The sequence below is a fragment of the Synechococcales cyanobacterium T60_A2020_003 genome, assembly GCA_015272205.1.
Classification (GTDB): domain Bacteria; phylum Cyanobacteriota; class Cyanobacteriia; order RECH01; family RECH01; genus JACYMB01.
The window spans coordinates 1-13,188 of sequence record JACYMB010000066.1 but is presented as its reverse complement, the minus strand read 5'-3'; the positions used below and the strand labels follow the sequence as shown (position 1 = coordinate 13,188).

General features: G+C 49.8%; 14 protein-coding genes and 2 pseudogenes. 8 read left to right on the top strand and 8 right to left on the bottom strand.

Going from position 1 to position 13,188, the window contains the following annotated elements; all coding sequences use genetic code 11:
• The 4 genes and pseudogenes from IGR76_03440 to IGR76_03425 form a co-directional block, all read right to left on the bottom strand.
• Positions 1-677: hypothetical protein (locus IGR76_03440; GenBank protein ID MBF2077579.1), on the bottom strand; the 677-nt coding region annotated here is incomplete at its 3' end.
• Positions 678-921: 244 nt separating this feature from the next.
• Entirely contained in the window at positions 922-1,725 is an 804-nt protein-coding gene (locus IGR76_03435; GenBank protein ID MBF2077578.1) for a calcium-binding protein, read from the bottom strand.
• Positions 1,726-1,921: 196 nt separating this feature from the next.
• Positions 1,922-2,914, bottom strand: a complete 993-nt coding sequence (locus tag IGR76_03430) for a cation transporter (protein ID MBF2077577.1) — start codon at positions 2,912-2,914, stop codon at positions 1,922-1,924.
• Between the two features lie 325 nt (positions 2,915-3,239).
• Positions 3,240-3,407: pseudogene (locus IGR76_03425) on the bottom strand (acetamidase).
• A gap of 471 nt (positions 3,408-3,878) precedes the next feature.
• Between IGR76_03425 and IGR76_03420 the strand changes: the two are divergent.
• The 5 genes and pseudogenes from IGR76_03420 (at position 3,879) to IGR76_03400 (ending at position 7,048) form a co-directional block, all read left to right on the top strand.
• Positions 3,879-4,163, top strand: a complete 285-nt coding sequence (locus tag IGR76_03420; protein ID MBF2077576.1) for a DUF1232 domain-containing protein — start codon at positions 3,879-3,881, stop codon at positions 4,161-4,163.
• Between the two features lie 155 nt (positions 4,164-4,318).
• On the top strand, positions 4,319-4,894 hold the full coding sequence (locus IGR76_03415) for a hypothetical protein (GenBank protein ID MBF2077575.1): 576 nt from the start codon (positions 4,319-4,321) through the stop codon (positions 4,892-4,894).
• Positions 4,895-5,121: 227 nt separating this feature from the next.
• Positions 5,122-5,421 (top strand): hypothetical protein, encoded by a 300-nt coding sequence (locus tag IGR76_03410; GenBank protein ID MBF2077574.1) that lies wholly within the window; start codon positions 5,122-5,124, stop codon positions 5,419-5,421.
• On the top strand, positions 5,354-5,584 hold the full coding sequence (locus IGR76_03405) for an archease (GenBank protein MBF2077573.1): 231 nt from the start codon (positions 5,354-5,356) through the stop codon (positions 5,582-5,584). The genes IGR76_03410 and IGR76_03405 overlap by 68 nt, the downstream gene beginning before the upstream one ends.
• A gap of 13 nt (positions 5,585-5,597) precedes the next feature.
• Positions 5,598-7,048: pseudogene (locus IGR76_03400) on the top strand (RtcB family protein).
• A 133-nt stretch (positions 7,049-7,181) separates the two neighbouring features.
• Here the strand turns inward: IGR76_03400 and IGR76_03395 are convergent.
• Positions 7,182-8,165: an alpha-ketoacid dehydrogenase subunit beta gene (locus IGR76_03395; protein ID MBF2077572.1), complete on the bottom strand. Its 984-nt coding sequence runs from the start codon at positions 8,163-8,165 to the stop codon at positions 7,182-7,184.
• Positions 8,166-8,468: 303 nt separating this feature from the next.
• On the bottom strand, positions 8,469-9,257 hold the full coding sequence (locus IGR76_03390; GenBank protein ID MBF2077571.1) for an ABC-2 family transporter protein: 789 nt from the start codon (positions 9,255-9,257) through the stop codon (positions 8,469-8,471).
• Between the two features lie 167 nt (positions 9,258-9,424).
• On the opposite strand from IGR76_03390, the gene IGR76_03385 reads away from it, so the two are divergent.
• Both IGR76_03385 and IGR76_03380 read left to right on the top strand, forming a co-directional pair.
• Positions 9,425-9,832: a hypothetical protein gene (locus IGR76_03385; GenBank protein ID MBF2077570.1), complete on the top strand. Its 408-nt coding sequence runs from the start codon at positions 9,425-9,427 to the stop codon at positions 9,830-9,832.
• Between the two features lie 31 nt (positions 9,833-9,863).
• The gene (locus tag IGR76_03380; GenBank protein ID MBF2077569.1) at positions 9,864-10,145 is read left to right on the top strand and encodes a 2TM domain-containing protein; all 282 of its coding nucleotides are present in this window, start codon (positions 9,864-9,866) and stop codon (positions 10,143-10,145) included.
• Positions 10,146-10,247: 102 nt separating this feature from the next.
• On the opposite strand, the gene IGR76_03375 is transcribed toward IGR76_03380, so the two are convergent.
• Complete coding sequence (locus IGR76_03375; GenBank protein MBF2077568.1) at positions 10,248-11,069, bottom strand: acyl-CoA desaturase; 822 nt, start codon at positions 11,067-11,069, stop codon at positions 10,248-10,250.
• Positions 11,070-11,172: 103 nt separating this feature from the next.
• Here IGR76_03375 and IGR76_03370 point away from each other — a divergent pair, with 103 nt between their 5' ends.
• On the top strand, positions 11,173-12,405 hold the full coding sequence (locus IGR76_03370) for a methionine gamma-lyase family protein (GenBank protein MBF2077567.1): 1,233 nt from the start codon (positions 11,173-11,175) through the stop codon (positions 12,403-12,405).
• A 287-nt stretch (positions 12,406-12,692) separates the two neighbouring features.
• On the opposite strand, the gene IGR76_03365 is transcribed toward IGR76_03370, so the two are convergent.
• Positions 12,693-12,845, bottom strand: coding sequence for a hypothetical protein (locus IGR76_03365; GenBank protein ID MBF2077566.1), 153 nt, complete (start codon positions 12,843-12,845; stop codon positions 12,693-12,695).
• Between the last annotated feature and the right edge of the window lie 343 nt (positions 12,846-13,188).

The window sequence follows — 13,188 nt, the reverse complement described above, 5'->3', positions numbered from 1 at the left end:
GAAGGAAACGCCTTATTCTCAATACGGTGTGCTTCTTGCTGTGACCAATTACCTTTTTTCTTACCACCTAAGAGAGTATTATCTCCCTGCCCACCATCGAGTCGATCTCTGCCACTCGCACCGTCGAGGAGATCATCGTCGTCTCCCCCTTCAAGATCATCACTGCCCCTCCCACCGTTCAGAACATCATCCCCGTCATCACCGGAAAGATGATCGTCGCCAATATCGCCAAGTAAGAGATCTTCATCCTCCTCGCCAAAGATCGTGTCATTCCCTTGTCCACCATTGATCAAATCCTGACCGTTTCCACCTTTTAGGGTATCGTTTCCATTGCGACCATAGATGATATCGTCACCACCAAAGCCTTTGATGCGATCGCGCTGCTCGGAACCATTCAGCACATCGTTTCCGCTGCCGCCATCATCGTTATCGTTATCGTCATTGTCGTCGAAGATATCGTCATCAAAGATGTCATCAAAAAGGTCATCGGCATCATCAAAGAGATTGTCGAGATCGTCGAGATCACCAAAATCATTGAAGTTAAAGAAATCATCTAAAAGATCATCGACATCAAAATCGTCAAACAAATTGTCTACAAAATCATCAAAACTATCGCCGCCATCAAAAATATCGAGAATATCAAAAACACCACCAAACAATCCTGTTGCTCGTTCCATTGCATGTTCTCCCTATGCTAAATCTGAGGTTAATGTCGTGATCGAAGAAACCCAAAACGTTGAAATAGGGGCGATCGCCCCTAGGGGACTATATGTCCAAGTGTACAAATCTCCAGATAGGAACGCAGGATCTCTATACAAAAGGTGACGGTTTTTCATAGAGATCGAAAAAAGTGCTGCGGGTTTTTCAACCCACAACACCGAGTCTATTCTCGCAAACAGAGGGCTACGTCAAACGCGATCGCTACACAGAGGTGAAATCGGCTTTACTAAAATCGCCTGCGTCAAAATCTTGAACTGTAGCGAGCAAATCTCGACCCAGCTTGATATTGACATCGTCTTTGTTTTGGGCAAATTTTAAATCTCCAAACTTGATTTTGTTCAAGCCCAAAAGATCCTCGCCATCGCTGAAATCTTTGATGAGTGCGAAGCCTTTACCATCATTAATTTTGAAGATGTCTTTGTCATCGCCACCGACTAAGATATCGTCACCGCTCTGGCCATCTAAAACGTCTTCACCCGATCCACCGACCAGGAAATCATTGCCACGACCGCCCAGCAGCTTATCATCGTCATCCATACCTGCAAGGACATCATCATCATTCCCGCCCTTCAAGACATCATCATCATTGCCGCCCAGCATCCAATCATTGCCTTGACCACCCAGGATTTTATCCCCACCGTCTTCACCGTAGACAAGATCGTTGCCGTCATTTCCTTTGAGGACATCATCGCCCCCATTGCCATTGAGCGCATCGTTGCCATCTTCAGCATCAATATCCTCATCATCGTTGTTGCCTAGGATAGCGTCATCATCATCGCTGGGATCGTCGCCGCCACCACCGCCAAAGAGACCGCCCAAGAAGCCGCCATTGTCAACAATTTTGTCAAAGTTGTCGGCGATCTCATCAAAGAAATCGTCTAGATCATCTACGTCAATGTCATTCAGATCGTCGCTGTCATCAACACCATTGACGAGATCATCAACATCGAGGTCAAATTCATCCACAATATCGTCCAGAGTCCCGATGTAGCTTGGAGTTGCCATAAATATACTGTTCCTTAAGTCGTTGAATTGGTAAAGTGTCGATAGCTGCGTCCCAACCAGGAGAAATCCTGCTAGCTAAGAGACGCTAACCTCGACATGAGGCAGTAAAAAACCTGAGAGGTAGGATCTCTCATGCACTCAATGCATGAATTCACCTCATCAGGTTCTCAAGACTCAGACAAATATAAAAAGTTCCTCAGGAGTTAGAGGTCAGAATTTCTAAATTCGACGGGATAGAAAGATTCATCAGTGGGGGCTGAGGGATAACAGTAATTTGAACAGTGTTCTTCGGGATTGACCAGCGGGCATCAAGGATTTGATAGGCTTGTTGCTGGAGGCGATCGCCCACCTCAGTATTTGCAGTTCGTAGCGTAATGTGAACGAGAGATCCCTTTTCAGATGAGTTGGCTAACTCCGAGTGGATCTCAACGGCAATGACCCCATCGAGGGTTTGCAGGATTTGCTGAATTTCGTTGACAGAAGGAAAAGGTGCAGGTTTTGTAGTCAACGCCGAAATACTTTGAACAATGAGGGGAACCGAACCCACGATGATCAGCAGTGCCACCAGCATACTGGTGAGACTATCCGCCCACGTCCATCCCCAGACCGCAACCGCGATCGCCGCAAGAATAACACCGACCGAACTGGCTGCATCGGCCACCATGTGGAGAAACGCACCGCGCAAATTCAAATCATCATGGCTGTGCCCGTGCAGCAGAGAGGCATTGAGGGTGTTAATGCTAAACCCCACGATCGCCGTTAGCAGCATTGGAATACTAAGAATTTCCTCCGCAGGCGATTGGAGGTGGGTTGTAGCTTCTTGGAGAATCCAGAGGGCGATTAGCAGCAATCCCCCACCGTTGATCAGCGCTGCCCATGCTTCAATGCGGTAATGTTTGAGGCCTACTCCACCGTTTTTTTGGATTGTCCGCTGTTCCAACCAAGCCGCGAACAGAGCGATCGCCAGTGCCCCACAGTCGGACACCATGTGAATCGATTCCGCAACGAGCGCGAGGCTATGGCTCAGCCAGCCAACCCCGACCTCCGCGATCGCAAATCCCGTAATTAACGCCAGCGCAATGCTCAACCGACGGGTTTTGTTAGACTGGACATCCAGGGCGATCGCCTCGCTGAGGGTGCCCCTAGGGTCGCAACATTCACAATCTTGTTGATGAAATAAATTCAGCATTACTCTAGCTTAGCCGTACGCACGTTAATCGATTATAGGAAAAGGCGTACCCTCATCCTAGATTAGGTCTGAGCGACCTTGAGTGAAAAGAAGCTCTGCAAGGAATAATGTTCCCTGCAGACCTCACTTAGGGAGTTGAAGCGATCGCCAATGCGACCTACTCGGCCTTCAACGCTGCAAAGGATTCCTTGGGAATCCCCCCATGAATACCTTTGACGATATCCACGACCTGAGAAACCTCAAAATCAATGGCGGCACTACCGTACAACAACGCATCCGGCTTCGTTTTAACCGTGAGCTGATCAGCCAAAATATCGTCTTTGGCAATCCCACCTTTGGTTAGAAATTCAATTGTGTCGCCTTGATCGGGCAAAATTCCCTCGTGGGAAATCGTTTGCATTCGAATGCGATCGCCCGACTGAACCCGCAAAATCGGCTCGCTATCGGGCTTGAACAGTTCACCCCAGATCACATGATCGGGCGTAGATAAGACTTCGTAAACATTGTCCTGCGCGGCAACCGGGATTGCATGGGTCAGCGTATTGGCAGCCCAGATCAGGGTAGCGATGACCATTGCCACACCTGCAAATCGCAATGACTTCGCGCGAAACCATAAACGCTTGTGTATCATGACTGAATCGTTCACAAGTGAATGTACCTAGGCAAAAAGATTACTCGCATCAATGAACACTCTTTCCTGGTCGATCGTTGTAGTTGCGATTACAATTTTTAAGAAAATATTAAGCCGTATCTCCAGATACAAATATTTTTTTGATCTACGTAGAGTATTTGACTCCAAGATGAGGGAACGTTGGCGGCAAGGCGTCTATCCCTTCATGATTACTGATCTCTATTTCGGAGGGCATGGGGGGAAGAACCCCACTTTTTTGGGGGGACTATCTACACTATGCGATGCCGAAAGAAACTGACACTATAAATGATGTAAGCCGACCGAGGTAGAGTCATGAAGAACCTGGCACAATCGTTCTACAACTGGTACAAAATGTCCATTCGCAACAGCAAGTATCGCTGGGTCATCATTGCCGGAACGTTAGTATATCTCTTCAGCCCCCTAGATATTTCGCCAGACTTCATCCCAGTGATTGGTTGGATTGACGATAGTGTTGTGGTCACGCTCCTAGTCGCAGAAGTTTCCCAACTGATGAGCGAGTTCCTAGCAGGCCGCAGCCGGAAGACATCTGATGTCGCTGTCAATGAAAATCCTGTGATTGAAGTTACGGTTGAGTAGTCTACTGAGCCATTAACGCTCCATCAACAGTCTATCGAACGCGGTTTAATCTCTAAAAGCGCGATCGCCTTTGGTTACAGTTTTTGCCAAGGCGATCGCTTTCTTGTTAAAGAGCACTATGCTCTTAGAACTCATAATTACGTGTTCTACAGACTATGCATGCCCTTCTTCAATGGTTTCGGTTCTGTAATCGACGGTTGCGAACCTGGTTAATTTTAGGGATCACTATCTTCTGTTTGGCGATCGCCCTGCATCCGGTTCATGCTCAGGAGAGTACTCCCGTTGCCCAGGAAAATGCGCCAACCACCCAGATCGTGAATAAAGAGGGCAATGAAGTAGATGGTTATCCAATCGTCCTAGACGGCAACACACTGCTTCAGGTGAGGCGAGGGATTCCAGGGGTTGTCTCTGCTAAAGAGCGAGCAGAAATTATTAATGATCGGATCATTGCGATCGCCAATGATGCCAGCATTTCCCCCGATAGTATTCGGGCAGAAGAACAAAATGGTGCCACCGTTGTCATGGCTGGCGATCCTGTCCTTCTTACGGTGCACGACACAGATAGCATCAATAACCAAACCCGCCAAGAAATAGCAGACCAGGCCGTTCAATTCATTCAATCGGGGATAACGCAGTACCGTAGCGATCGCAGCGTTGAAAGCGTGGTGAAAGGAATTATCCTGGCGATCGCGAGTACCATTACCCTAGCGGTATTTTTAGCTCTAACGTAACTGGATATCTCCTGTCAGGCGTTGTCCGATTAACACGCCTAGTTCTTATTATTGGCGCTTTCTATCTTTACTTGCCTTTTATTTTGAGTCAGTTTCCAGCAACTAAAGCCGTTGGCAAATCTATTCTGAGCAATATTGCCTATCGAATTAGTGAATTAGTCAAAACGTTTGTCTAATTTCTACCAAACTTTATCACCATTGGGATTATTGCTCTGATCACTTTCTACGTGATTCAATTCGCTAAGCTGGTCATTACCGAACTGGGTCGGGATGATGCCTATCCCTGGTTCTATCAAGAATGGATACGACCGACCAATCGTCTAGCAACCATTCTCTTATCTGCAATCGGCTGTATTGTTGCTGCACCTTACATCCCTGGGTTTAATTCACCCGCGTTTCAGGGCGTTTCCCTATTTTTAGGCGCACTGTTAACCCTAGGTTCATCCTCCGCCGTTGCAAATGCGATCGCCGGAATCATTCGCCGTTGCAAAACTGCATTTTCACGACAGCGAGAACCTAGGATTTAATCAAATCGACATTCAAACGCTAACCCCTACCGATCTCACCGTCAGACTAAGGGGTTCACCCGTCTGTCATTGGAAGAAAGATATCAAAGCCGCAACTTATCACAACTTAGCAATTATTCAGACAGACGCAGGTATTGAGGCGACAATTGTATTAGACGTTTAGCGATCCTCATTCCATGATTACTAAACAGGATTTCAATCGCCTCTCAGACTATATTTGGGAAATTCCCACGTCGTTCCATCCCCAGATGACCGTGCCCGTTTGGGTCTTTGCCGACGACGAGCTTCTAGAGGATGCCTTGGGAGATTTGTCCCTACAGCAAGCGGTTAATGTCGCACAGCTTCCGGGGTTGGTGGGGCATGTGGCGATCATGCCCGATGTTCACCAGGGATACGGGATGCTGATTGGTGGCGTGATGGTGTCGCGATTACCCGATGGCATCATTTCTCCGGGTGCAGTGGGCTATGACATCAACTGCGGCGTGCGGGTTTTAGCTTCGAATATCGATTACGAAAGCGCTCAACCCCGATTGGGCGATCTCGCCAGTGCGCTGTATCGCAACTGTCCCAGCGGTGTGGGCGAAGGGGGCAGTCTTCCGCTGTCTACCCAGGATGTAGATCACGTCTGTCACCAAGGGGCAAAATGGGCGTTTGCGCAGGGGTATGCAACTGAAGATGATCTCCGCCCGCACTTAGGAATTCGGGTGTCTGGAGGGCGCAAATGTCGATGAAGTGAGTCCACGCGCCAAAACTAGGGGGCAAGGACAGTGGGGAACCTTGGGAGCCGGGAATCACTTCCTGGAAGTCGATGTGGTTGATCATGTGTTTGATGCTGATGCTGCCGAAGTAATGGGGCTACAAAAAGGGTGCTTGGCGGTGCAAATCCACTGTGGTTCACGAGGATTCGGCCATCAAATTTGTACAGACTATGTGCAACAGTTTCAGCTTGCGGTGATTCAGTACGGCATTCACCTGCCCGATCGGGAACTCGTCTGTGCCTCGCTCAATTCCCCTGAAGGACAAGCCTATTTGGGTGCGATGAAGGCCGCTGCGAACTTTGCCTTTGCCAATCGTCAAGCGCTTGCCTACCATACCCGACGCAGTTTTGCAGAGGTTTTCGGCAAGACGGAAGCGGGAACGTTGCGCCCAGGTCTACGACATTGCCCACAATATGGCGAAGATCGAAACCCACACCATTGATGGGCAGACCCAACAGGTATGCGTTCATTGCAAGGGAGCCACTCGTGCCTTTGGCCCTGGATTTGAAGGACTACCGCCAGAGTATCGCCCCCTGGGACAGCCCGTCCTAGTGCCCGGATCAATGGGAACTGAGAGTTGGATCTTGTTGGGTACAGAAGCCAATGAGGCGCTATCGTACGGATCGACCTGTCATGGGGCAGGGCGAGTGATGAGCCGCCATCGGGCGAAGCGCACCATTCGCGGAAATCAGTTGCGGGAGGATTTGGAACATGAAGGCGTGCGCGTGCGAGCGGGGTCGATGTCGGGTCTAGCGGAGGAGGCTCCCCAGGCTTACAAGGATGTTAGCCGCGTAGTTGAAACGGTGAGCCACGCTGGCATTCCCCACAAAGTTGCCCGCCTACGACCTGTGGCCGTTATTAAAGGTTGACATCGCGTTGCTCCCTCTCCGCTCCTGGATATTCAGTGGAATAACGACCACGTTTAAAAAAGAAATCGTTGCGTAAATTCTACGCAACGACGTTCAGAATATGGCATTGAACGATAGAGTCAGGCAAATTGCCCTAAATCTGTCCCTTAACCATCTTTTTAACCGCTTCCACAATCTGATCGGGTTGCACAATAGTCAACGCTTCCAAAGTACCGTTATAGGGTGTTGGAATATCCTGGGAAGCTAACCGCAGCACCGGAGCATCTAGCTCATCAAAAAGCTGGTCATTAACGGATGCTGTGATCTCTGCTCCTAAGCCACCCGTTTTCATACACTCTTCAACCACAATCACTTTATGAGTCTTGCGAACCGACTCCGAGATTGTTTGCATGTCCAGCGGTTTTAGAGAAATCAAGTCAATAATTTCCGGATCGAACCCTTCTTTCTCTAACTTTTTCGCTGCGGTCGTACAGTGGTGGCGCATCCGGGAATAGGTCAGGATGGTGACATCTTTCCCAGGGCGAACTACTTCTGCTTTATCGAGGGGCAGCACGTACTCTTCATCGGGAATGTCTTCCTTGAGGTTGTACAGCAGCACATGCTCAAAGAACAGGACCGGATTATCGTCCCGAATCGCCGCTTTCAGTAAGCCTTTGGCGTTGTAGGGGGTGGAGCAGGCCACCATTTTTAGTCCCGGCACATTTTGGAAATAGGCTTCTAGGCGTTGGGAGTGTTCTGCCCCAAGCTGCCGTCCCACCCCACCGGGGCCGCGAATCACAATGGGAATCTTGAAGTTGCCGCCAGAGGTATAGCGGAGCATTCCGGCATTGTTGGCAATCTGGTTAAAGGCGAGGAGCAGGAAGCCCATGTTCATCCCCTCAATGATGGGACGCAAGCCCGTCAGCGCTGAGCCGATCGCCATTCCAGTAAAGCCGTTCTCAGCAATAGGTGTATCTAGAACGCGCAGGTCTCCGTATTTTTTGTAGAGATCTTTGGTGACTTTGTAGGAGCCGCCGTAGTGTCCGACGTCCTCTCCAAGAACGTACACGGACGGGTCGCGCGCCATTTCTTCGTCGGTAGCCTGCCGAAGTGCGTTAAAAAAGAGGGTTTCTGCCATCTGCGAAAGCCTAATCCTGAGCGTTTATGTGATCAATAATCAGCCTTAAGAATTGTAGTCGCTTGTGGATACGGTTTTCTAGTCTTATGCCAAGACTTGATGATCTTTCTCATACCAATCGTCCAGGACGCGGTGGCGTCACCCCGCAGGATAAAAATCTATTTTCAGAGCAATTTTGAGTTTTGAGTTTTCAGGTTTGAGTTGACGATACGTTGCATCATCAGCACTCACGTAGCATCTTCTACGGAGAATCGCATAGCCGTTCATCAAGCGAAGAATCACCGTGTCGCAAACCACTACCAATTAGCTAGATGCGCTGGTGTAAAAGCGGAGGGCAAATCGCCAAAACCGATTGGAAACGAAGAGAAGGGCGATCGCCAACACGGTAGCGCTCAAAATCCAGTAGGATTCAACGCGCAGGAGAAACGCCTGTGCCGGAATGGTGGTGAGGAACGTCACCGGAATGATGAAGGTAAAAAAGAAGCGGTAGGCGGCTGGATAGGCCACCGTTGGAAAGCGTCCAGCTTCTAATAAACCCCGCAGCACTTCCGTGACGTTGTAGATTTTCACAAACCAGATGCTCATGGCTCCGAGCATGAACCAGAGGCTGTAGAGGATCAAAAATCCCAACAGTAGCGGAATCAGGCCACTGAGATAGGCGATCGCCGACAGTCCCAACTTCGACCCCGCATAACCAATGAGCAGCGCACCAAATAAAACATCCGACAAGCCCCACGGAGAGAGGGTGCGCGTCGAGAGCCAAAACTGAGAGCTAATCGGCTTCAGCAGAACAAAGTCTAGGGTGCCATCTTGCACATGTTTGACAATGCGGTTGAGGTTGGGCGAAAGGGCAGTGGCGGCAAAGCCCTGAAGCACCGTGAAAACGCCCAGTACAATCAAGGCTTCTTCCCAGCTCCAGCCTGCAAAGCTATAGCCCGATCCTCCCTGGTAGAATAGGAACAGCCCAAATAGGCTTCCTGCCAGATTGCCAATGCTGCTGAGGGTCGCCACGACAAAATTGAGTCGATATTCCAACTCAGCAGCGATCGCCGTTTCCCAAAATAATCCCAGAACCTTGAGATATCGATTCATGGCGTTCTGCTTCAAAACTCGGTGGGCCTAGGGTTTACTGGTTCGAACCGGACAGATGGGGAACTAACATAAGCGTTGAACCATCATTAAAAGTGTAGAAGTAGTATAGGAATTGGCAATACTGCTCTTTGGACTTCATTCATTGCCAAGGAGAGCGATCATAAATCATGCTGAAAAAATTAAGCGTTATTCCGATGGCACTGTTGGCGACAGTTGCGATCGCGCCCACTGCTATGGCAGGGACAACTAGCACGCCAATTAATGAACCCGTTGTGCTGCGCGGCACCTCTGGCGGTTCTCAGGAGAGTGATTGCGGGTTTATCTCGAACCAGCCCAATGAAATGCTGCGGGTGACCGAAGGACTGACATCGCTCGTATTCACCCTGGAAAGTCAAGGACAGCCGACGCTCTTAATCACAGGGCCTCACGGTTTCAATCAATGTGTGATGGCTAATGAACTATCGGGTGGCGTGATTGAAGTACCGGGCGTTTGGGAAGAAGGCAACTATTCGCTATTCATAGGCGATCGCGCTGGACAAGAGAACCGATACACCCTGACGATTGCTCAGGAATGATAAGCTAGGCGAGTAGTCGATTCCTGCTGTTATGCCTCCTCGTTGGCCTCGAAAACCTGACCGCAATGACCCGGCCTTCCGTAAACTGGATGACCGCATGACCTTTGCAACCCATGTCGCCCTATTCGCCGCTTCGAATTCAGGACTGTGGTTTGTGCGTACCCTCCAGCAAGCCGACTGGGCTTGGCCTGTGTGGGTGACGGGAGGCTGGCTTGCGGCCTTAGTGGCTCATGGCATTTACATTTTCGCGATCGCCGATTATTCGGATCCCACGGCATCGACGACTAGCCCAAAAGGATTTGCCAAGAAATAGAAACGGGCGATCGCCCCAGGCAACTTGTATTCTTCCCCAATAACGATAAAGCGGAGCAAACCATGCCCCGCTTTATTTATTTTTTTAGCGGTAAGGCACAGCCTAACTGCTTGCCGGAAGCTTCACCTTCGTAGCCAGCCCCAGCCGTTCTAAGAAGCAAATGGTCAGCCAGGTTATATCAAACTCCCACCATTGCAGCCCATGCCGAGCCGAATACTGGTAAGCATGGTGGTTGTTGTGCCAGCCTTCACCGTAGGTGACGAGGGCAACCCACCAGCAGTTCGTGGAGCGATCGCCCGACTCATGGCTGCGATAGCCCCACTTATGGGTGGCACTGTTCACAAACCAGGTACAGTGATACACCAGCACCAAGCGGACAAAAATCCCCCAAATCACAAACGGCCAGCCACCTAAGACGTACAACACGACACCTAGCGCCGCTTGAACCAGCAAGAAATATTTATCAAGAAACCGATAAACCGGATCACTTGAAATATCTTTTGTAAAACGGTCTAACTCTTTTTTGGCTGGAACTTCATACATCATCCAGCCCATATGGCTCCACCAGAAGCCCTTGCTTGAATCGTGATGATCGTTATTTTGGTCAGAATAAGCATGGTGATGGCGATGCAAACCAACCCACTCAATCGGCCCACCCTGACACGCCAAACTAGCGCAAAATACTAAGAAATACTCTAGCAACTTGGGAACTTGAAAGCTGCGATGGCTCACGAGTCGGTGCAACCCTAGGGTAATGCCTAGCCCGCCAGTAATCCAATGCAGAAGTAACATAACCCCAACAGCTGCCCAGCTAAAGTTGCCAGGTAGGAACGCAAAAAGAGCCATCACATGGATAAACGTCATGAACAAAATGACGCCCCAGTTTGGCTTTAAGGATGTAACAGGAGAACTTGCAACTGCCATGTAGTTAATTCGAATACACAATTTCCAATGATACACCTTGCGGTGTACAATCTCCTCCGCACTACATCAACCTAGCAACGCTCGCGCAACGCCAGATCACCCTATGGATAGTCCAAATCGGCTACTTGAGGCTCAACAAGCCCTCAGTACCACCTTCTCCGCCATCGATACCCAAGTGAAGGAAAATCTCAAGCGAGTTCTATCCGCTTTTCGAGATCACCATGTAGGTGTGCAGCACTTTGCCAGCGTTTCTGGATACGGCCACGACGATCTGGGTCGTCAAGTGTTCGATCACGTATTCGCGTCGGTTATGCAAGCAGAGGCAGCTTGTGTCCGGGTGCAATTTGTCTCTGGCACACACGCGATCGCCTGTGCGCTGTACGGCATCTTACGTCCCGGGGATGAGCTACTCGCTGTTGCAGGTGCGCCCTACGATACCTTAGAGGAAGTTATTGGGGTACGCGGCTCAAATCAAGGATCTCTTAAGGATTTCGGAATTTCCTACCGCGAACTGGATTTGTTACCCGACGGAACCCTAGATTGGGCGGGGTTGAAAACGGCGATTCGTCCGGAAACACGGATGGTATTGATCCAGCGTTCCTGTGGCTATTCCTGGCGATCGAGTTTGGCGATCGCTGATATTGAAAAGATCGTCCAGATCGTCAAACAGCAAAATCCCCACACCGTCTGCTTTGTGGATAACTGCTATGGCGAGTTTGTGGAGGATCGGGAACCCACCGCCGTTGGCGCAGATTTAATGGCGGGATCGCTGATCAAAAATCCGGGGGGTACGATCGTAACGGCGGGTGGCTACGTGGCAGGACGGTCGGATCTGGTGGAAATGGCGGCCTGTCGGCTGACGGCTCCCGGCATTGGCAGTGAAGGGGGTGCGACATTTGACCAGAATCGGTTGCTGTTTCAAGGGCTGTTTCTAGCGCCGCAGATGGTGGGCGAGGCGATCAAGGGCAATCACCTCACCGCTTACGTATTCAAAGAACTAGGCTATCCGGTGAATCCGGCTCCCTTTGCTCCCCGCCGGGACGTGATTCAGGCGATCAAGCTCGGTTCTCCCGAAAAGATCATCGCCTTCTGTCGCGCCATTCAGGAGTATTCCCCCATCGGTTCCTACCTCACCCCCGTTCCGGCGGAAATGCCGGGGTACGAGAGCGAACTGGTGATGGCTGGGGGCACGTTTATCGACGGCAGCACCTCAGAATTTTCTGCGGATGGCCCTCTGCGAGAACCCTACCTCGTCTTTTGCCAAGGGGGAACCCACTGGACCCACGTGGCGATCGCCCTCGAAGCCGCGATCGATGCTATCAGTACGTTGACCTAAACGATTGTTATGAACGCCATCGCCACTTCAGTTGATTTCAACAAGGGATGGAGTGGTGGTTGAAGCCTTCGCCGACTGACCGGATAGCCGCCGCACCGCAGGACAGCGCCATGGTCAAGCCCTGTGTTTAGACTTGTTCACCCATCTATTGTCAACGCAAAACCCAAAACAACGACCAAATCCCGAACATCCTAAAGCAAAAAAAGGAGCGATCGCCCCTTTCTCAAAACATCGATAAACCCTCATTCTTCTGAGGAGCTGAGCGTAAAAGCTAGGACGATCCCATCCTAAAAAACGCTTACTAAAACGAAGAAAGAAAACGCACAAAACAACACAATCGCTAAGCCAACAATCACGCCATAGGGAGCATGGTTAATCGAGTCTAGGTATTGATTAAACTTCTGATCGTTCTCTTCGGGATGCCAAATCATTGGTTTCATGATGAGCACCTCAAATTCAGAGGGTAAGAGCATAGCAGACTCTACAAGCAACGAATAGCATGCAGCGAAATCGTTCACGTCCAACCCGCAAGCTCAACAAATCAGCGGTATTCGATCTAACGTTCAGTGATACGGAAAAAGACACTACGAAACCTTTACAACACAATGCTTGTTTAAGTCTGTAGCCCTGTTCTAACGGACACATCTTGAAAGCAATTGAGTATGCTCAAAAGTTAACGATACGATTAGCCAAAAAACTTAAAATCCCCACAAGTTTAAACATAAAAAGTACCTGGTCACCGCAATAAGAATTGTTAATGAGAATGGCTGAAGCAGCTACATT

What these genes read in the sequence shown, in the direction of transcription:
- IGR76_03430 (MBF2077577.1), bottom strand. Translation starts at nt 2,914, where the DNA reads ATGCTGAATTTATTTCATCAACAAGATTGTGAATGTTGCGACCCTAGG.
- IGR76_03365 (MBF2077566.1), bottom strand. Translation starts at nt 12,845, where the DNA reads ATGAAACCAATGATTTGGCATCCCGAAGAGAACGATCAGAAGTTTAAT.
- IGR76_03390 (MBF2077571.1), bottom strand. Translation starts at nt 9,257, where the DNA reads ATGAATCGATATCTCAAGGTTCTGGGATTATTTTGGGAAACGGCGATC.
- IGR76_03380 (MBF2077569.1), top strand. Translation starts at nt 9,864, where the DNA reads ATGCCTCCTCGTTGGCCTCGAAAACCTGACCGCAATGACCCGGCCTTC.
- IGR76_03435 (MBF2077578.1), bottom strand. Translation starts at nt 1,725, where the DNA reads ATGGCAACTCCAAGCTACATCGGGACTCTGGACGATATTGTGGATGAA.
- IGR76_03375 (MBF2077568.1), bottom strand. Translation starts at nt 11,069, where the DNA reads ATGGCAGTTGCAAGTTCTCCTGTTACATCCTTAAAGCCAAACTGGGGC.
- IGR76_03385 (MBF2077570.1), top strand. Translation starts at nt 9,425, where the DNA reads ATGCTGAAAAAATTAAGCGTTATTCCGATGGCACTGTTGGCGACAGTT.
- IGR76_03420 (MBF2077576.1), top strand. Translation starts at nt 3,879, where the DNA reads ATGAAGAACCTGGCACAATCGTTCTACAACTGGTACAAAATGTCCATT.
- IGR76_03395 (MBF2077572.1), bottom strand. Translation starts at nt 8,165, where the DNA reads ATGGCAGAAACCCTCTTTTTTAACGCACTTCGGCAGGCTACCGACGAA.
- IGR76_03370 (MBF2077567.1), top strand. Translation starts at nt 11,173, where the DNA reads ATGGATAGTCCAAATCGGCTACTTGAGGCTCAACAAGCCCTCAGTACC.
- IGR76_03405 (MBF2077573.1), top strand. Translation starts at nt 5,354, where the DNA reads ATGCGATCGCCGGAATCATTCGCCGTTGCAAAACTGCATTTTCACGAC.
- IGR76_03415 (MBF2077575.1), top strand. Translation starts at nt 4,319, where the DNA reads ATGCATGCCCTTCTTCAATGGTTTCGGTTCTGTAATCGACGGTTGCGA.